Origin of the sequence: Enterococcus faecium, from assembly GCF_029023785.1 — a bacterium.
Classification (GTDB): domain Bacteria; phylum Bacillota; class Bacilli; order Lactobacillales; family Enterococcaceae; genus Enterococcus_B; species Enterococcus_B faecium.
In genome coordinates this window covers 1,721,995-1,739,606 of the sequence record NZ_CP118955.1, presented here as the reverse complement: position 1 = coordinate 1,739,606, position 17,612 = coordinate 1,721,995, and the positions used below count along the sequence as shown (strand labels likewise).

Below are 17,612 nucleotides of genomic sequence, written 5' to 3'. Positions count from 1 at the left end.
ATGTTTTCTAAAGTATTGATAGCTAACCGCGGTGAAATCGCTGTACGTATCATTCGTGCATGCCGCGAACTAGGGATCCAAACCGTAGCGATATATTCAGAAGCAGATGCCGAAGCACTTCATACACAGTTAGCAGATGAAGCAATCTGCATTGGCCCGGCAAAAGCCGTTGATTCATATCTGAATGTTCAGGAAGTACTGAGCGCTGCAATCGTGACAAAAGCCGAAGCAATTCATCCAGGATTTGGTTTTTTATCTGAAAATAGCCGATTTGCCTCCATGTGTGAAGAGTGCAATATCACATTTATTGGTCCTAAAAGTGCAACGATCGATGCAATGGGAAATAAGATCAATGCGCGTCAATTGATGCAAGAAGCAAATGTCCCAGTCATTCCAGGAAGTACTGGTGTATTATCTACAGTAGAAGAAGCATTGGAAATAGCAGACAGAATTGGTTATCCAGTGATGCTGAAAGCAGCTGCAGGTGGTGGCGGGAAAGGCATTCGGAAAGTTCAATCAAAAGAAGAGCTCCCACAGCATTTTTCTTCAGCTCAGCAAGAAGCAGCAGCGGCATTTGGAAATGATGATATGTATTTGGAAAAAATCATTTATCCTGCTCGCCATATAGAAGTTCAGATTTTAGGTGATCATTTTGGCAATGTCATTCATTTAGGAGAACGAGATTGTTCTTTGCAACGTAATAATCAAAAAGTACTGGAAGAATCTCCTTCTGTAGTGATCTCACAAACAAAAAGAGAAGCACTAGGAGACGCTGCTGTTCGAGCAGCTAAAGCAGTCAATTATGAAAATGCCGGAACGATCGAGTTTCTGATGGATGAAGAAGGCGATTTTTATTTCATGGAAATGAATACTCGAATCCAAGTGGAACATCCAGTAACAGAAATGGTCACAGGAATCGATTTAGTAAAAAAACAGGTGGAGATAGCAGCCGGTGAGCCTTTGAATGTGTGTCAAGAAGAAGTAGTATTCCAAGGACACGCAATCGAATGCCGGATTAATGCAGAAAATCCTGCTTTCCATTTTGCTCCTTCTCCAGGGAAGATCCAAAACTTACTGCTTCCAGCAGGTGGGATGGGACTGCGAGTAGACAGTGCAGTTTACCCGGGATATACGATCCCGCCATATTATGATTCAATGATTGCAAAAATAATCGTCCATGGAAATACGCGTTTTGAAGCATTAATGAAGATGCAGCGAGCCTTAAGTGAATTTATCACAGAAGGAATCATCACGAACGCAGAATTTCAGATGGATTTGATTAGTCATCCTGCAGTCATAGCAGGTGATTACAGCACAGCATTTTTACAAGAAGAATTTTTACCGAATTGGACACCAGAAACGGAGATAGGAGGCGCATAGATGGCTCTGTTTAAGAAAAAGAAATATATTCGGATCAATCCTAATAGAGAGAGCAAACCTGCTAACTCGCCATCTGTTCCTGATAACATGTGGGCAAAGTGTCCAAATTGCAAACATATCCTTTATACGAAAGACATCGGTGAAGAAAAAGTATGCCCTCATTGCGGATACGCTTTTCGAATCGGTGCATGGCAGCGTCTAGCTTTGATTATTGATGAAAAAAGTTTTGAAGAATGGGATACGGATCTTGTAACCAAAGATCCGCTAGCATTTCCCGAATATACGGAAAAAATTAAAAAAATGCAAGATAAAACAGGACTTCATGAAGCAGTCCTCACTGGTAAAGCAACCATTCAGGGGATTCCCTTCATTATTGGAGTGATGGATCCTAATTTTATCATGGGAAGTATGGGAACGATTGTCGGAGAAAAGATCACCAGATTATTCGAACGAGCAACAAAGGAAAGTCTTCCAGTCGTCTTGTTCACAGCTTCAGGTGGCGCACGGATGCAAGAAGGAATCTTTTCTCTAATGCAGATGGCAAAAATCTCTGCTGCTGTCAAACGGCATAGCAATGAAGGTCTTTTTTATCTAACTGTTTTAACGGACCCGACGACCGGAGGAGTAACTGCCAGTTTTGCAATGGAAGGCGATATCATTCTAGCAGAACCCCAAAGCTTGATCGGTTTTGCTGGAAGACGCGTCATCGAACAGACGATCAAGCAGGAACTTCCAGAAGATTTCCAAAAGGCTGAATTCTTATTATCTCATGGTTTTGTCGATCAGATTGTTCCCCGCATGGAATTGAAGCAGAAAATCCATACGCTTCTTGAATTGCATACACAGAAAGGATGGATAGATCGTGGATAAGACAGCACATGATGTCGTTCAGTTAGCAAGAGCTAAAGAACGATGGACAAGCTTGGATTTTTTTGAAGAGATCTTCGATTCTTTCGAGGAATGCCATGGTGATCGTTTATTTGCAGATGACGAAGCGATTGTTGGTGGAATCGCTCGATTAGATGGCAAACCGGTAACAGTGATCGGTATTCAAAAAGGAGGGGATCTGCAGGAAAATATCCGCAGAAATTTTGGTTCTCCCCATCCTGAAGGCTATCGAAAAGCTTTACGACTGATGAAACAAGCGGAAAAGTTCAATAGACCGGTGATTACCTTGATCAATACAGCAGGTGCATATTGCGGTGTAGGAGCAGAAGAGCGCGGCGAAGGAGAGGCTATTGCCAGAAATCTGCTCGAAATGTCTGATTTAAAGGTACCGATCATCGCCATCATCATTGGTGAAGGTGGAAGTGGCGGTGCCCTTGCTCTAGGTTTAGCGGATGAAGTCTGGATGCTGGAAGAAACGATTTATGCTGTGCTTTCTCCAGAAGGATTTGCGTCGATTTTGTGGAAAGACGGTAGTCGCGCCGCAGAAGCAGCTGAGTTGATGAAAATTACTGCGCCAGAACTACGCGAGTTAGGAATCGTTGATCGAGTTATTCCTGAAACGTTCAACGGCGAGCAGTTGCCACGATATAAAGTCGCACACATTATGAAAAAAGCGTTGATTGAAAGATTGACGGAACTTGTTCGATTCGACCAGCATGAATTACTGGAAAAACGATACAAGAGGTTCCGCCAATATTAGGTGTTTAACAACTAAGCAAAGAGTAAAGAATGGTTCTTGCTCGCTTAGTTGTTTTTTGTTTCTAAATTTTTCTGTGATCAATCTTTATTTTTGGTCATTTTGTAAAGAAATGCTTTTTCTGAAAGACGAACGAGTATAGAGGTAGTTTTTTTTGCTGATATGCAGTATAATACGGGGTTGAGGAGTACTTTATGTGCTCCTTCATTTTTTGCAGATGAGGAGACAGCATGTTTTCAAATTACAAACCAACATGGATGGTAGAAGCCATCTATCAGATTACACCTGCCCAATTAAAGAATCTAGGCATCAAAGCAGTATTGACCGATTTAGACAATACGTTGATTGCATGGAATAATCCAGATGGAACAGAAGAGTTGCTTACTTGGATTTTAGAAATGAAAAATGCAGGAATCCCTGTTGTTGTTGTTTCAAACAATAATTCAAAACGTGTCGCGCGAGCGATTGAAAAATTTGATCTTTTGTATGTTGCACGAGCAATGAAACCTTTAGCAAGAGGGATCAACATAGCAAAGAAACAATTGGATTTAGCAGATGATGAGATAGTAATGGTAGGCGATCAGATTATGACTGATATACGTGGAGCCAATCGTGCAGGGATACGTAGCATCCTTGTAAAACCCATTATCGCAACAGATAGTTGGAAGACACAATTTAATCGTTTTTGGGAAAAAAGAATTATGGCCTATCTATTAGCAAAACACCCTGATATGGGCTGGCGAGGTGGAATCGAATGACAGAAGAATTACAATGTATCGGCTGTGGTGCCGTTATACAAACAAACAAACCCGGTGAATTAGGATACACGCCGCAAACGGCTTTGGAAAAAGGTTTAGCTTCCGGGGAAGTCTATTGTCAGCGTTGTTTCAGATTACGCCATTATAATGAGATCCAAGATGTCTCATTGACGGATGACGACTTTTTGCGCTTACTGAATGAATTAGGGCAAAAAGATGCATTGATCGTCAATGTGGTGGATATTTTTGACTTCAATGGTTCACTAATCCCAGGACTACACCGTTTTGTCGGTGACAATCCAGTACTTTTAGTTGGGAACAAAGTGGATATATTACCTAAATCATTGAAAAAAACTAAATTAACACAATGGATGAAGGAACGTGCTTACGAAGCAGGAATTCGTCCAGTAGATGTATTATTAACTAGTGCTAAGAAATCTCATGAGATGACGGAACTATTAGAAAAAATCGAAGAATACCGCGATGGACGGGATGTCTATATCGTCGGAGTAACAAATGTCGGAAAATCGACGCTTATCAATCAAATCATCAAAAATACAGCGGGAGTACAAGATGTAATCACAACTTCGCAGTTTCCAGGAACGACCTTGGATAAAATCGAGATTCCTTTAGATGACGGGCATTTTTTGATTGATACACCGGGAATTATCCATCGCCATCAAATGGCGCACTACTTAGGTAAAAAAGATTTGCGGATCATTGCACCGTTAAAAGAAATCAAACCTAAAGTTTATCAGCTGAATGAAGGGCAAACACTTTTCTTGGGCGGACTTGCAAGATTTGATTTTATCAGCGGCAATCGTGCTTCATTTATTGCTTATGTGTCAAATGATGTAAATATTCATCGAACGAAACTGGAAAAAGCAGACGAATTTTATCAAAAACATGTAGGTGGATTATTACAGCCTCCTCGTCCTGATGAAGTCGAGGCATTTCCGGAGCTTGTTCGTTTTGATTTTTCTGTGAAAGAAAAAACAGACATCGTTTTTGCCGGTCTAGGCTGGATCACTGTAACAGCGCCAGCAGTAATTGCGGGCTGGGCGCCAAAGGGTGTAGATGTATTGAAACGCAAAGCATTGATTTAAGGAAGAAGGAAAATTATGAGTTTAAGAGGAAAACAAAAGCGTTTTTTACGTAGCAAAGCGCATCATCTTCAGCCGATTTTTCAAATCGGAAAAGGTGGGATCAATTCAGCAATGATCGTTCAAATTGAAGAAGCTTTAGAAAAAAGAGAACTGATCAAAGTATCGTTACTTCAAAATACAGATGAGATTGTAGAAGAAGCAGCTCAAGTATTAGAAAAAGAAATAGATTGCGAAATCGTCCAAATCATTGGACGTGTTATTGTATTATACAAACCTTCCACAAAAGAAAAGTATCAAAGGCTATCAAAAGAAGTAAAAGCAATATAAGGAGTGACCATGATGAATACGCAAGCTAAGACATTTGTTCGTTCACAATTATTTCCTGAAGAAATGCCTCAATTCTTAGAGAAGAAAAAGCAAGTAGGGATCTTGGGCGGAACATTCAATCCCGTTCACCTTGCACATTTAGTGATGGCTGAACAAGCTGGCCGGAATTTAGGTCTTGACCGCGTATTTTTGATGCCTTCTTATCAGCCACCTCATGTTGATGAGAAACAGACGATTGATGCAAAACATCGACTCAACATGTTGGAATTAGCTGTGGAAGACAATCCTTTTTTGCAGATTGAAACGATTGAATTAGCTCGTGGAGGGAAAAGTTACACCTATGATACTATGAAGGAATTGACGCAAAACAATCCGGATACAGATTATTACTTTATTATCGGTGGGGATATGGTAGAATATTTGCCAAAATGGTATAAAATCGATGAGCTGACTTCTATGGTCAACTTTGTGGGTATACGTCGACCAGGATACACAGCGGATACTCCATATCCTGTAATTTGGGTAGATGTACCTGAGATCGACATCAGTTCCACGAAAATACGTCAAAAGATCAAAGAAGGCTGTTCTATCCGCTACCTTGTTCCAGATAAAGTAATTGATTATATTCAAAATGAAGGGTTGTATGAATATGGACTATAGTAATGAATATACTGCTTATTCTAGAGAAAACCTGATGCAAAAAATACAGATGAGAATGAGCGAACAACGCTTCAAGCATGTGCTTGGAGTAGAAGAAACAGCCGTGGCTCTTGCCAAAAAATACGGTGCTTCTCCTGAAAAAGCTAGTATTGCTGCATTGACACATGATTATGCAAAAGAACGACCAGATGAGGAGTTCAAAATGGTAATCGTAAGAGACGGTTTTGATCCAGAGTTATTGAATTATAATAATGCAATCTGGCATGGTCTTGTTGGCGCTTCGTTTGTAGAGCGGGAATTAGGAATCACCGATGCAGAGATTCTTCATGCAATCCGGGTGCATACGACTGGGGCTGCTAAGATGAGTCTCCTTGACAAAATCATTTATGTAGCAGACTATATTGAACCAGGTCGAGATTTTCCTGGGGTACAAGATGCACGAGCCATTGCATGGGCTGATCTAGACGAAGCTGTAGCATTTGAAACAAAACATACATTGGCCCATTTGCTTGCGCAAGAACAACAGATTTATCCAAAAACAATCGAAACATATAATTACTGGGTAGCAAAAAAATAAGCTGCTCATATTAGGAGGAAATCATCATAGATAGTAAAGAACAATTAAAAATTGCGGTTGAAGCAGCAGATTCAAAACGGGCAGAAGACATTATCGCTTTAGACGTTCGAAATGTTTCCTTGTTGGCAGATTATTTCATGATCTGTTCAGCAAATAGCGAACGTCAAATCAACGCAATTACAGAAGAAATCATTGATAAAGAAGAAGAAAACAAATATGAAGTAAAACGTATTGAAGGAAAAGAAGGCGGAAAATGGGTATTGATCGATCTTGGAGATGTGATCGTACATGTTTTCCATGCACCAGAACGAAGTTTCTATAATCTGGAAAAACTATGGTCAGATGCTCCGCTAGTCGATCTTAGTGAATGGTTGGATTAACATATGGCTTATGAAACATTTGCTTTCATTTACGATGAAGTGATGGACGAAACACTTTATCAGCAATGGCTAGCTTTTTCGAAACGTCATTTACAAGAAGACACAAAAAATATTTTGGAACTGGCATGCGGTACTGGAGCATTAGCGGTTGCCTTTGCAAAAGATGGATATAAAGTGACAGGGTTAGACCTTTCAGAAGAGATGTTGATGATTGCCAGCCAGCGAGCATATGAAGAAGACGCATCGATCCAATTTGTGGAAGGCAATATGCTCGATTTATCAGAAATCGGACAATATCAGGCAATTACCTGTTTTTCTGATTCGCTGTGCTATATGAAAAATAGACAAGAGGTACAGCAAGTGTTTGATGAAGTCTATCAAGCGTTAGAAGAAAATGGCCGATTTTTATTTGACGTACACTCCACCTATCAAGTAGATGAAGTTTTTCCAGAATATAGCTATCATTATCAAGGGGATAATTTTGCTTTTTTGTGGGATAGTTATCCAGGAAGCGAGAAACACAGCATCGAACATTTTCTTACCTTTTTCGTTGAAGAACAAGAAGGGTCTGGTCGATTTATTCGTGAAGATGAACTACATCAAGAGCGTACCTATCCATTGGAAAGTTATCTAAGAATGCTGGAAAACAGCGGCTTTTCGAAAGTCGAAGCATTTTCTGATTTTACAGACGAAGCAGCATCAGAGAAATCAAAGCGCTGGTTCTTTGTAGCATACAAAGACTAGCGGTTTTGCCTGCTCGAGTTAACAAGAAAAGAATAAATCTTCAACATAAATTATATATCCGAACGATATAGGCATTGCTCTTGCAGTGCAGCTTTTCGTCGCAGAAGTATTGTGTTTGCGAGAATAGTTTATATAGTTCGGGTATTTTTTCCGATTTTTGCCTTTTTTTACTTGTCTCTATTTCTTTTTTATCGATAACTATGAAGGAGGATGCGCATGAAAAGCTGCGGGATTATCGTAGAGTACAATCCTTTTCACAATGGACATCGCTATCATGTGGAAATGGCACGAAAAACAACAGGAGCAGAGGTCGTCATTGCTGTAATGAGCGGGAATTTTTTGCAACGAGGCGAACCGGCTATCATCGATAAATGGCATCGCGCGAATGAAGCTTTACAAAATGGTGTGGATTTAGTAGTGGAGCTTCCCGTCGAATGGGCGGTTCAGTCAGCTGATTATTTTGCTAAAGGTGCAGTAAAAATCTTGCAAACACTGGACTGTTACAGTTTGTGTTTTGGAACAGAAGAAGAGACTTCGTTTGATTACAGCAGTTTCGGACGCTTTGTCCAAGAGAATCAAGATAGGATAGAAGAGGCATTTCAAGAACTGTCTGATCAAACGTATAGTTATCCGCAAAAAATGACTGAGGTTTTTCGCAGTCTGTATCCCGATATTACGCTTGATTTTTCTTCGCCAAATCATATCTTGGGATTAAGTTATGCAAAGGAAAATGCCAAGTATGTCCACCCTATGGAATTACATCCGATCCGACGTAAAAGTGCAGGCTATCATGAAAAAATCATCACAGATCAGAGGATAGCCAGTGCAACAGCCATTCGCCATGCGTTAGAAGAAGGAAAAAGAATAGCTGGACTTGTGCCGCTTCAGACAGAAGAAGATCTTTCAATTTGTTCGCTGCAGACTTGGGAATCTTATTGGCCGTATTTGCGTTATCGGTTGTTATCTTCTACTTTGCTGGAACTGACAGATATCTATCAGATGACCGAAGGAATAGAATCGCGCATGAAAACAGCAGCTGCAACTGCTGATAGTTTTGAGGATTTTGTGTCAAAGGTAAAAACAAAAAGATATACATGGACACGGATCCAACGATTATCTTGTTATGTCTTGCTGAATATCAAAAAGCAAGAGATTCCTGTCCAACAAAATAAAAATTATCTTCGACTACTTGGATTTACCGATGCTGGAAGAAGATTCTTAAAAGAAAAAAAAGAGATTTCTATTTATTCCCGAATCGGAAAAAAAGAGGCACAAGAAGCGGAACTGTTAGTTAGAAGTGATCAAATCTATCAATTGGGAGGCAATATTCCGGAACAGAATTTCGGGCAAATCCCAATCCGAGTATAGATAATTGACTAAAAATGAGAAGAATGAAGGAAGAAAGAAAAAAAGCTTCACAGAATCGTGATTCACAAGTATAATGGAACAGGACGTTTTTGCGTTATGAAACTATCAAATCAGAAAGCGAAGTGAAAATATGGGACGTAAATGGGCAAATATCGTAGCAAAGAAAACTGCTAAAGATGCTAATAATAGCCGGATTTATGCAAAATTTGGGATTGAAATCTACGCGGCAGCAAAATCAGGTGATCCTGATCCGCATGCAAACCAAAAACTACGTTTCGTCATTGATCGCGCTAAAACTTATAATGTACCAAAACATATTATTGACCGAGCAATCGAAAAAGCAAAAGGTGCAGGAGATGAAACATACTCTGAATTGCGCTATGAAGGATTTGGACCAAGCGGCTCAATGGTGATTGTTGATACATTGACGAACAATGTGAATCGAACAGCAGCAGACGTACGGGCAGCATTTGGGAAAAATGGCGGGAACATGGGTGTTTCCGGAGCGGTTTCTTACATGTTTGACAATACAGCAATCTTTGCTTTTGCAGGAGAAGACGCTGATGAGATCCTTGAATATCTAATGGAAAAAGACATCGATGTTCGCGATGTAATGGAAGAAGAAGGACAAATCATCGTTTACGGTGAAGTAGCGGATTTCCATAGTATACAAGAAGCATTAAAAGAAAAAGGAATCACTGATTTTTCAATCGCTGAGATCCAAATGATCCCTCAAAACGAGGTAACACTATCTCCAGAAGATCAAGAAACATTTGAAAAAATGATTGATGCACTGGAAGATCTAGAAGATGTACAGCATGTGTTCCATAATGTGGCATTAGAAGACTAAGCAACCAGTTTTAACGAAAAGTATTCAGTCTTTTTCGAAAAGCAAGACAATCTCACTAACAGATTGTCTTGCTTTTTTGTGTGATTTATTTTCTTTTCTAATTCAACCTGTGGTATGATGAGAGCATAAGTATCATGTGAAATGATATGAAGTATGTGGAAGATGGACGGGGAAGAATATGGAAGCAAAAATCACTTTAGAACCTTTTGAACGTATCTTAAGCGGTTACCGCAAAGTAGAAGAGTTAGCTGTGAACGTAACTGATTGTTCAAAATTAGCGCAAAAATACGCAAGATTCGGCGTTGAAGGCTATCGATTAGGAAACTATGTCGGTACAGGGTATCTGAACCGTTATTTAGAGTGTATGGTGGACCGCGCACCAATGCTGATTTATAGACAAAAATATTTGATTCCGCTGCTTTTTCGTCGTTCTGATTCAGCCTTTCGGTTATTTGAAGAAGAGTATCGGATGGAGGCTTTCTTTCTACTATTAGAGTGGAGCTTGAAACATCGTCCTGAAAAAATTCTTATCGAAAGAAATGAGAAGATAGACACGAAAAAAAATAATGTGATCGATAGTGCATACCTAGCATTTCGTGTATCAGAGATTTTGGATTGTGGCGGCTATCCAATCAGCAATTTCCAATCAATTGACCAGTTCATTGAATGGAATCGAATTTACCGATTGATCGACAATGGCGGGATTGGCCGTCATAGCAAGGTATTTGACCCAGAATATCCAGAAAACATGGAAGAACTGAAAATGATTATTTCGCTTGTTAAATTAAAATATCCTGAAACAGATTTGGATTTATATATAGAATAAATGACCTTAAATGATTAAATTACTTTTTCTGCAATTATTATTGTAAATAAAAAGACAACTGCTAACATTAATGATAGCAGTTGTCTTTTTACTTACAGTACTTTTTTCTCATAAGATGAAATATCCATATTGTTTAACAAAGGACTTTCATTATTGGAGGTAAAAAGGGTCAATTCATGCATCGCACGTGTACACATGGTGTAAAGGATCAATTTGTCTTGCTGAGAAGAAAAATGTTCTGCATCTACATCCCACAAGAAAACTCGGTCAAACTCCAGACCTTTTGCTAAAAAGGCTGGAAGTAAAATAATGGAACGTTTCATAAAGTCACTCTCATTTAAAATCAGCTGGACTTGTTGTTTCAACTCGTCTGGCAGTTGAGCATAAAGAGCTTCGCATTCTTCTTGTGTTTTAGCTATGATTGCTGTACGCCAATACCGGACTTTTCCCTGAGTCGTTCGAATGGTATCTGCTAACCAATTCAATTTGATATCATCTGTTGTTCCTTGGATGAGCAAAGGAAGGTCTCCTTTTCTTGCTGTTGTTTCTACTTGATGTTCTTTCACAATAAAATGATTAGCAAAATCAGTGATTTCTTTTGTGGAGCGATAGCTTGTCGTTAATTGGAAACGAGTGACTTCACGGTCCACGAAAAGGTCTTCCAATGATCCAACGATCGTTTCATTTCCAAAGACATTTTGATTTAGATCTCCACAGAAAGTCAAATTTGCTTTTGGGAACAAGGCTTGCAGCAATGCCACTTGTGATGGTGCGAAATCCTGCATTTCATCAATAAAGATATAGCGAGCTTTGTGTGTAACCGTCACTGGATATGTTCGGCGCATCAGTAAAAAGAATAGTACAGCATCCTCTTGACGCAATTCTCTTTGACGCAAGTGTGTACGAACAGTTGTCAAATGTTCCTGCCATCTGGTCTCGCTGATTTTATGTCGTGTTAGAAGAGAAAGTGGCACAGTTTGTAGAAAGTGGAGATATTGTTTCGTTATATTGACAAATTGATAATTCATGATCCCTCGATGGATTCGACGGAATCTTTTACGTACGATTTGGTTGGCCAGTTTTTTACGTAATGAACGCTCCTTTTGTTCTGTATATTCAAGATTTGGATCTGTTGCGTATAGTTCTTGGAGCTGTTCTTCCGCCAGATCTTTGACCCATTGCTGACGTGTTTCGTCTTTTTGCAGACCGCCTAATTTTTTCAGGAGCTTCGTTTGTAATAGAGAGAGTCTATGATGTAAAGGTAATTGTTCATTTGTTTCTTTATACCATTGGCGAATCGATTCCTTTGATAGGATCGTACGGCCATTTATTTTCATATCACGGAACAAGGGACCGTAGTTTGTGATGCCTTGGATATAGCGATCAATCTGATCGACTAAGGTCAATCCGCTTTTCATCACTTGTATCGGATCTTTTTCCCCTAGCAAAAAACCACTTTCTTGTTGCTGTTCATCTAGTAAAGAAAACTCTGGCAGCAGCTGCACCAAATAATTTTTGAATGTCTGTGTAGGCACGCCGCTTTCACCTAATGAAGGCAATACAGTCGAGATGTAATCAGAAAACAAATGGTTGGGTGAAAATAGAAGAACGTTTTCAGCCTCGAGCCACTTGCGATTATGATACAACAGAAAAGCAATACGTTGAAGCAAAGCGGATGTCTTTCCACTTCCGGCGATTCCTTCAATCAGCATTACTTTACTTGTTGTGTCCCGAATGATTGCATTTTGTGCTTTTTGTATCGTAGAGACGATGTTTTTCATATGGTTGCTTGATGATTCATCCAATATCTCTAGCAAAAAGTCATCATTGATTACTTCCGACGTATCTACCATAGATAAAATACGTCCTTCTTGGATTTTAAATTGTCGTTTCAACTGCAGATCGACATCTATTCTATCTGTTTCAGTTTCATAAAATGCGGGACCAATCTCACCTTCATAATAAAGATTGGCAATTGGTGCGCGCCAGTCAATAACGATTGTTTCTTCTGCCAGATCTCTTAAAGAAGCGATACCTAGATATAATGTTTCTGTTTCACGGTCTTCTTTAAAGTCGATACGGGCAAAATAAGGACTATCTTTCATGACAGACAACGTTTGCAGGCGTTTTTGCTGTGCTTCAAGAGTATGGTATTTCAAAAGCAATTCCTGCTCATGTTGGCGATATTCAACAGCAGATTCATAAAAAGCTTCATTGGAACCAGCTCGAATCTTGTGATTAGCTGTGTCTTTTGTCGAATGATTCATTTCCTGAGTCAATTCTTGTTGTTTTGTATCCAGCATATTTTGTTCGATCTGGATTAGTTCGATCGTTTCATCCACGTGCGTTTGTTCTAGTTGTTTCTCATTCATCGCATGTTTGCTCCTTCCGCCGTAAATAACGAATTAAAAGTATAGCATAGTTTTTCGAAAAAAGGTACTTTTTAACTGATGAATCGAAAAAGTAATCCTTGCTGAATATTTTTGTTTGTAGAACTGATGAATTTTGGAAACGCTGATAGTGATAGTTGTTTTCAATTAAGGCCTATTGTTTTAAAAAGTGCTAGTCAAGGACTATGCTTAAGATGAAAGAGGCAGCTGGAAATTTATTACTAACCTCTCTAAGTCACATAAAAGAGGAGAAAAAACAATGACACATTTCAAAAAATTTTTACTTACTTTGCTTATTGGTGGGATAGCTTTATTAAGTGAATTTGTTTTTCACCAGCCGGCCCTTGCATTTGCGATTGTCGCATTTACTGGAGGGATTCTCGCCTTCTTGATGTTTTTGGAAATGATCAAGACGTTACGTTCAGGAAGATATGGCGTAGATGTATTAGCGATTACCGCAATCCTTGCAACATTAGCCGTCAAAGAATACTGGGCTAGTTTGATGATATTGATCATGCTTACGGGCGGAGATAGTCTAGAGGATTACGCTAATAAACGAGCGGGTAAAGAACTGCAGTCTTTGTTAGATAACACCCCAAGAATTGCCCATCGATTCAAAGAAGGAAAATTGCAGGATATAGTAATCGATGAAATAAATATTGATGACCAGTTACTAGTCAAGCCTGGCGAACTTGTACCCGCAGATGGTCGAGTGACCAAAGGAGAATCTTCGGTCGATGAATCTTCTTTGACAGGTGAGTCCCGCCCGGAAACCAAGAAACCTGGAGATCAGATTATGTCAGGGTCTTTAAATGGAGACGGATCGATCCAAATGATCGCTGAAAAACGTGCCGCAGACAGCCAGTATCAAATGATTATTAAACTAGTCGAAGAATCAAAAGAAAAGCCTGCCCGATTTGTCCGTTTAGCTGATCGTTATGCAGTCCCTTTCACGTTGATTGCTTATTTGATCGGTGGTATTTCTTGGTGGTTCTCAAAAGACCCTTTACGATTTGCTGAGGTACTGGTAGTGGCATCACCTTGTCCACTGATTCTAGCTGCGCCCATTGCTTTAGTTGCAGGAATGAGCCGTTCAAGTAAAAACGGGATCGTTGTAAAAACTGGAACAACGATTGAAAAGCTCGCACGTACAAAAACGATTGCTTTTGATAAAACAGGAACGCTTACCAAAGGGATATTGGAAGTAGAGGCGATTCAGCCAGTCAATGGAATAAAAAAAGAAGAGCTACTTCTGTATGCAGCTAGTGCAGAACAGGAATCTAGCCATATCTTAGCTCGTTCGTTAGTGAACAACGTGAAAAACAGCCAACTGTATCCTGTTAGTCAACTGAAAGAAGTGACCGGTCAAGGAATCCAAGCAGTAGTCAATAATCATGAAGTAAAGATTGGACGTGCCTCTTTTGTTTCAGCTGAAGAAATAGAAACGTCCAATACAGCAATCTATGTAACAATTGATCGATCTTTTGCAGGAACGATCCTATTTTCGGATCAGATTCGCCCAGAAGCAGCAAAGACAATCAAGGAGCTAAGAAAACTTGATGTGAAAAATTTGATGATGATCACCGGGGATGGATCTGCCATTGCTCAAACGATTGCAGAAAAAGTCCAATTAGATTCTGTACATGCCCGTAGCTTGCCTCAAGATAAACTGACCATTTTAGAAAGTATCCCTAAAGATCAAAGACCTGTTGCGATGGTAGGAGACGGCGTGAATGACGCTCCAGCACTTGCTGCTGCAGATATCGGTATTGCAATGGGGGCACATGGTTCTACAGCTGCTAGTGAAAGTGCAGATGCGGTCATCTTGAAAGATGATCTCTTGCGTGTAGCAAAAGCAGTAGTGATTTCAAGAGATACGATGAGAATAGCGAAACAGTCTGTACTGATTGGCATCTTTATTTGTATTTTTTTGATGTTAATTGCAAGTACGGGACTAATCCCCGCATTATTCGGAGCTGTTTTGCAAGAAGTCGTGGATACGGTCTCTATTTTGAGTGCCTTGAGAGCAAAAAAAGATCCAGCCATTTTTCCTGATTCAGTACCCAAGACAAACATAGTATGATAGAATCGAGTTGAAAAAAGAACGATCAGAAAGAGGAGAGAGCATTATGCCATTCGTACATGTCGAATTAGTAGAAGGTCGCAGTCCGGAACAATTAGAAAATATGATGAAAGATATCACGGAAGCTGTTCATAAAAACACGCAGGCACCAAAAGAACACATCCATGTCATCATCAATGAGATGAAAAAAGGAACATACGGTGTAAATGGGGAATGGAAAAAATAAGTTTAGTTTCCCACTTGATTTTTCTATTTATTAGTGGTTAAATAAACACATAATTGATTGATGAGAAAGCCAACTGAATTTGAGAGTCTTCGATAAGAGAGGAAAAGCTAGGCTGAAACTTTTCCAGGAGAAAACCAAAGGATGACCACTTTCGAAACCCTTGTTGAAGCAAGGGCGGTCGGACCGTTACAACGCTTGAGGAACGCATTTGCGTTTGAACATTAGGTGGAACCACGAACTTTTCGTCCTAGTATCTCTTTTCAAGAGATGCTAGGATTTTTTTGTTTTTCAGCTTGATGATCTGATCAATCAAAACATTTCAAGGAGGAAACTATTATGATAAAAATTACTTTTCCAGATGGTGCAGTCAAAGAATTTGAGTCTGGAACAACAACATTGGCAATTGCTGAAAGCATTTCAAAAAGCTTAGCAAAAAAAGCTTTAGCTGGTAAAGTGAACGGAAAACTCGTTGATTTGACTCGTCCAATCGAGGAAGATGCAAGTATTGAGATCATCACACCAGACCATGAAGATGCACTTGGCTTAGTCCGTCATTCAGCAGCTCATTTGATGGCCCAAGCCATGCGTCGCCTCTATCCAAATATCCACTTTGGCGTTGGACCAGCTATCGATTCAGGGTTTTACTACGATACAGATAATGGACAAAACCAAGTAACTGCAGAAGATTTGCCGGCAATCGAAGCAGAAATGATGAAAATCGTCAAAGAAAATCTGCCGATCGAACGCCGTGTTCTTTCAAAACAGGAAGCATTAGAAATTTTTGCAAGTGATCCGTACAAAGTAGAACTGATTAGTGAATTGCCAGAAGAAGAAGTGATTACTGCTTATCAACAAGGCGAATTCATCGATTTGTGTCGTGGACCACATGTTCCATCCACTGGCCGTATACAAGTATTTAAATTATTATCAGTGGCAGGTGCTTATTGGCGTGGAAACTCAAACAATCAAATGATGCAACGTGTATACGGGACAGCCTTTTTTGACAAGAAAGCTTTGAAAGAATATATCCGTCTCCGTGAAGAAGCAAAAGAAAGAGACCATCGTAAACTAGGAAAAGAACTTGACTTATTCATGGTTTCCCCAGAAGTAGGTTCTGGTTTGCCATTCTGGCTTCCAAAAGGGGCAACAATCCGACGCACGATCGAACGTTATATCGTAGACAAAGAAGTTAGTCTAGGTTACCAACATGTATATACACCAATAATGGGAGATGTTGAGTTGTACAAAACATCTGGACATTGGGATCATTATCAAGAAGACATGTTCCCGCCAATGGATATGGGAGATGGCGAAATGCTTGTTCTTCGTCCAATGAACTGCCCTCATCACATGATGGTCTACAAAAACACGATCCATTCTTATCGTGAATTACCAATTCGTATCGCTGAATTAGGAATGATGCATCGCTATGAAAAATCAGGTGCTTTGTCAGGTTTACAACGTGTACGAGAAATGACGTTGAATGATGGTCATACATTTGTTCGTCCTGATCAAATCAAAGATGAATTTAAACGTACGCTTGAATTGATGGTGGCAGTATATGCTGACTTCAATATTACAGATTATCGTTTCCGCTTGAGCTATCGCGATCCAAACAATACAGATAAATATTTTGATGATGACGCAATGTGGGAAAAAGCCCAAGCAATGCTGAAAGCAGCTATGGATGAATTAGAACTAGATTACTTTGAAGCAGAAGGCGAGGCAGCCTTTTACGGACCAAAACTAGATGTTCAAGTCAAAACAGCTCTTGGTACAGAAGAAACATTATCAACTATACAATTAGACTTCTTATTGCCAGAGCGCTTTGATTTGACATATGTTGGAGAAGACGGGGAAAATACGCATCGTCCAGTAGTTATCCACCGCGGAATCGTTTCTACAATGGAACGTTTTGTTGCTTATTTAACAGAAGTATACAAAGGCGCTTTTCCAACATGGTTGGCACCTATACAAGCAACAATCATCCCTGTTTCTGTTGATGCACATGGCGATTATGCTTATGAAATCAAAGAACGTTTGCAAATGAAGGGGTTGCGTGTAGAAGTTGATGATCGTAATGAAAAAATGGGCTATAAGATACGTGCCTCTCAAACACAAAAGATCCCTTACCAATTGGTTGTTGGAGACAAGGAATTGGAAGATGCAACAGTGAACGTACGTCGTTATGGAAGTAAAGAAACAGCTGTAGAAGATTTGAATATCTTTATTGATGCTATGGAAGCAGAAGTCAAAAATTACAGCAGAGAAAACTAATAGGTAAATTTCCTG

At 39.7% G+C, this 17,612-nt stretch carries 17 protein-coding genes; 16 read left to right on the top strand and 1 reads right to left on the bottom strand.

The features are described from left to right. The 13 genes from PYW34_RS08470 to PYW34_RS08410 all read left to right on the top strand — a co-directional run bounded on the left by PYW34_RS08470 (position 1) and on the right by PYW34_RS08410 (position 10,621). Positions 1-1,380: an acetyl-CoA carboxylase biotin carboxylase subunit gene (locus PYW34_RS08470; protein WP_002295381.1), complete on the top strand. Its 1,380-nt coding sequence runs from the start codon at positions 1-3 to the stop codon at positions 1,378-1,380. Further along, positions 1,381-2,250 carry an acetyl-CoA carboxylase, carboxyltransferase subunit beta gene (accD, locus tag PYW34_RS08465; protein WP_002287623.1) on the top strand — a complete coding sequence of 290 codons (870 nt, stop codon included), beginning with the start codon at positions 1,381-1,383 and terminating at the stop codon, positions 2,248-2,250. Further along, positions 2,243-3,028, top strand: a complete 786-nt coding sequence (locus PYW34_RS08460; RefSeq protein ID WP_002295380.1) for an acetyl-CoA carboxylase carboxyl transferase subunit alpha — start codon at positions 2,243-2,245, stop codon at positions 3,026-3,028. Before accD ends, PYW34_RS08460 begins: the two co-directional genes overlap by 8 nt. A gap of 227 nt (positions 3,029-3,255) precedes the next feature. After that, positions 3,256-3,783: a YqeG family HAD IIIA-type phosphatase gene (locus tag PYW34_RS08455; RefSeq protein WP_002287626.1), complete on the top strand. Its 528-nt coding sequence runs from the start codon at positions 3,256-3,258 to the stop codon at positions 3,781-3,783. Then, complete coding sequence (gene yqeH, locus PYW34_RS08450) at positions 3,780-4,889, top strand: ribosome biogenesis GTPase YqeH (protein ID WP_002333323.1); 1,110 nt, start codon at positions 3,780-3,782, stop codon at positions 4,887-4,889. The genes PYW34_RS08455 and yqeH overlap by 4 nt, the downstream gene beginning before the upstream one ends. 15 nt (positions 4,890-4,904) lie before the next feature. Further along, a complete protein-coding gene (yhbY, locus tag PYW34_RS08445; RefSeq protein ID WP_002295376.1) occupies positions 4,905-5,216 on the top strand; it encodes a ribosome assembly RNA-binding protein YhbY in 312 nt (103 codons plus the stop codon). A gap of 9 nt (positions 5,217-5,225) precedes the next feature. Beyond that, positions 5,226-5,876, top strand: a complete 651-nt coding sequence (locus PYW34_RS08440; RefSeq protein WP_002295375.1) for a nicotinate-nucleotide adenylyltransferase — start codon at positions 5,226-5,228, stop codon at positions 5,874-5,876. Next, complete coding sequence (yqeK, locus tag PYW34_RS08435) at positions 5,860-6,453, top strand: bis(5'-nucleosyl)-tetraphosphatase (symmetrical) YqeK (RefSeq protein ID WP_002287635.1); 594 nt, start codon at positions 5,860-5,862, stop codon at positions 6,451-6,453. Before PYW34_RS08440 ends, yqeK begins: the two co-directional genes overlap by 17 nt. A gap of 20 nt (positions 6,454-6,473) precedes the next feature. Further along, complete coding sequence (rsfS, locus tag PYW34_RS08430) at positions 6,474-6,833, top strand: ribosome silencing factor (protein ID WP_077940756.1); 360 nt, start codon at positions 6,474-6,476, stop codon at positions 6,831-6,833. Between the two features lie 3 nt (positions 6,834-6,836). Beyond that, a complete protein-coding gene (locus PYW34_RS08425; RefSeq protein WP_002287639.1) occupies positions 6,837-7,577 on the top strand; it encodes a class I SAM-dependent DNA methyltransferase in 741 nt (246 codons plus the stop codon). Between the two features lie 216 nt (positions 7,578-7,793). Then, on the top strand, positions 7,794-8,945 hold the full coding sequence (locus tag PYW34_RS08420; RefSeq protein WP_002330254.1) for a nucleotidyltransferase: 1,152 nt from the start codon (positions 7,794-7,796) through the stop codon (positions 8,943-8,945). A gap of 130 nt (positions 8,946-9,075) precedes the next feature. Continuing rightward, the gene (locus PYW34_RS08415; RefSeq protein WP_002287641.1) at positions 9,076-9,795 is read left to right on the top strand and encodes a YebC/PmpR family DNA-binding transcriptional regulator; all 720 of its coding nucleotides are present in this window, start codon (positions 9,076-9,078) and stop codon (positions 9,793-9,795) included. 178 nt (positions 9,796-9,973) lie between these two features. Then, entirely contained in the window at positions 9,974-10,621 is a 648-nt protein-coding gene (locus tag PYW34_RS08410; protein ID WP_002295372.1) for a hypothetical protein, read from the top strand. Positions 10,622-10,713: 92 nt separating this feature from the next. Here the strand turns inward: PYW34_RS08410 and helD are convergent, their stop codons facing one another. Next, a complete protein-coding gene (gene helD, locus PYW34_RS08405) occupies positions 10,714-12,993 on the bottom strand; it encodes an RNA polymerase recycling motor HelD (RefSeq protein ID WP_002333324.1) in 2,280 nt (759 codons plus the stop codon). A gap of 277 nt (positions 12,994-13,270) precedes the next feature. Here helD and PYW34_RS08400 point away from each other — a divergent pair, with 277 nt between their 5' ends. The 3 genes from PYW34_RS08400 to thrS all read left to right on the top strand — a co-directional run bounded on the left by PYW34_RS08400 (position 13,271) and on the right by thrS (position 17,597). Continuing rightward, positions 13,271-15,094, top strand: coding sequence for a heavy metal translocating P-type ATPase (locus PYW34_RS08400; protein ID WP_002287647.1), 1,824 nt, complete (start codon positions 13,271-13,273; stop codon positions 15,092-15,094). A gap of 46 nt (positions 15,095-15,140) precedes the next feature. Beyond that, positions 15,141-15,320: a 2-hydroxymuconate tautomerase gene (locus tag PYW34_RS08395; protein ID WP_002287649.1), complete on the top strand. Its 180-nt coding sequence runs from the start codon at positions 15,141-15,143 to the stop codon at positions 15,318-15,320. A 336-nt stretch (positions 15,321-15,656) separates the two neighbouring features. Beyond that, positions 15,657-17,597: a threonine--tRNA ligase gene (gene thrS, locus PYW34_RS08390; protein ID WP_002287651.1), complete on the top strand. Its 1,941-nt coding sequence runs from the start codon at positions 15,657-15,659 to the stop codon at positions 17,595-17,597. Positions 17,598-17,612: the final 15 nt, after the last annotated feature.

What these genes read in the sequence shown, in the direction of transcription:
- PYW34_RS08470 (WP_002295381.1), top strand. Translation starts at nt 1, where the DNA reads ATGTTTTCTAAAGTATTGATAGCTAACCGCGGTGAAATCGCTGTACGT.
- accD (WP_002287623.1), top strand. Translation starts at nt 1,381, where the DNA reads ATGGCTCTGTTTAAGAAAAAGAAATATATTCGGATCAATCCTAATAGA.
- PYW34_RS08455 (WP_002287626.1), top strand. Translation starts at nt 3,256, where the DNA reads ATGTTTTCAAATTACAAACCAACATGGATGGTAGAAGCCATCTATCAG.
- yqeH (WP_002333323.1), top strand. Translation starts at nt 3,780, where the DNA reads ATGACAGAAGAATTACAATGTATCGGCTGTGGTGCCGTTATACAAACA.
- yhbY (WP_002295376.1), top strand. Translation starts at nt 4,905, where the DNA reads ATGAGTTTAAGAGGAAAACAAAAGCGTTTTTTACGTAGCAAAGCGCAT.
- PYW34_RS08440 (WP_002295375.1), top strand. Translation starts at nt 5,226, where the DNA reads ATGATGAATACGCAAGCTAAGACATTTGTTCGTTCACAATTATTTCCT.
- yqeK (WP_002287635.1), top strand. Translation starts at nt 5,860, where the DNA reads ATGAATATGGACTATAGTAATGAATATACTGCTTATTCTAGAGAAAAC.
- PYW34_RS08425 (WP_002287639.1), top strand. Translation starts at nt 6,837, where the DNA reads ATGGCTTATGAAACATTTGCTTTCATTTACGATGAAGTGATGGACGAA.
- PYW34_RS08420 (WP_002330254.1), top strand. Translation starts at nt 7,794, where the DNA reads ATGAAAAGCTGCGGGATTATCGTAGAGTACAATCCTTTTCACAATGGA.
- PYW34_RS08415 (WP_002287641.1), top strand. Translation starts at nt 9,076, where the DNA reads ATGGGACGTAAATGGGCAAATATCGTAGCAAAGAAAACTGCTAAAGAT.
- PYW34_RS08410 (WP_002295372.1), top strand. Translation starts at nt 9,974, where the DNA reads ATGGAAGCAAAAATCACTTTAGAACCTTTTGAACGTATCTTAAGCGGT.
- helD (WP_002333324.1), bottom strand. Translation starts at nt 12,993, where the DNA reads ATGAATGAGAAACAACTAGAACAAACGCACGTGGATGAAACGATCGAA.
- PYW34_RS08400 (WP_002287647.1), top strand. Translation starts at nt 13,271, where the DNA reads ATGACACATTTCAAAAAATTTTTACTTACTTTGCTTATTGGTGGGATA.
- PYW34_RS08395 (WP_002287649.1), top strand. Translation starts at nt 15,141, where the DNA reads ATGCCATTCGTACATGTCGAATTAGTAGAAGGTCGCAGTCCGGAACAA.
- thrS (WP_002287651.1), top strand. Translation starts at nt 15,657, where the DNA reads ATGATAAAAATTACTTTTCCAGATGGTGCAGTCAAAGAATTTGAGTCT.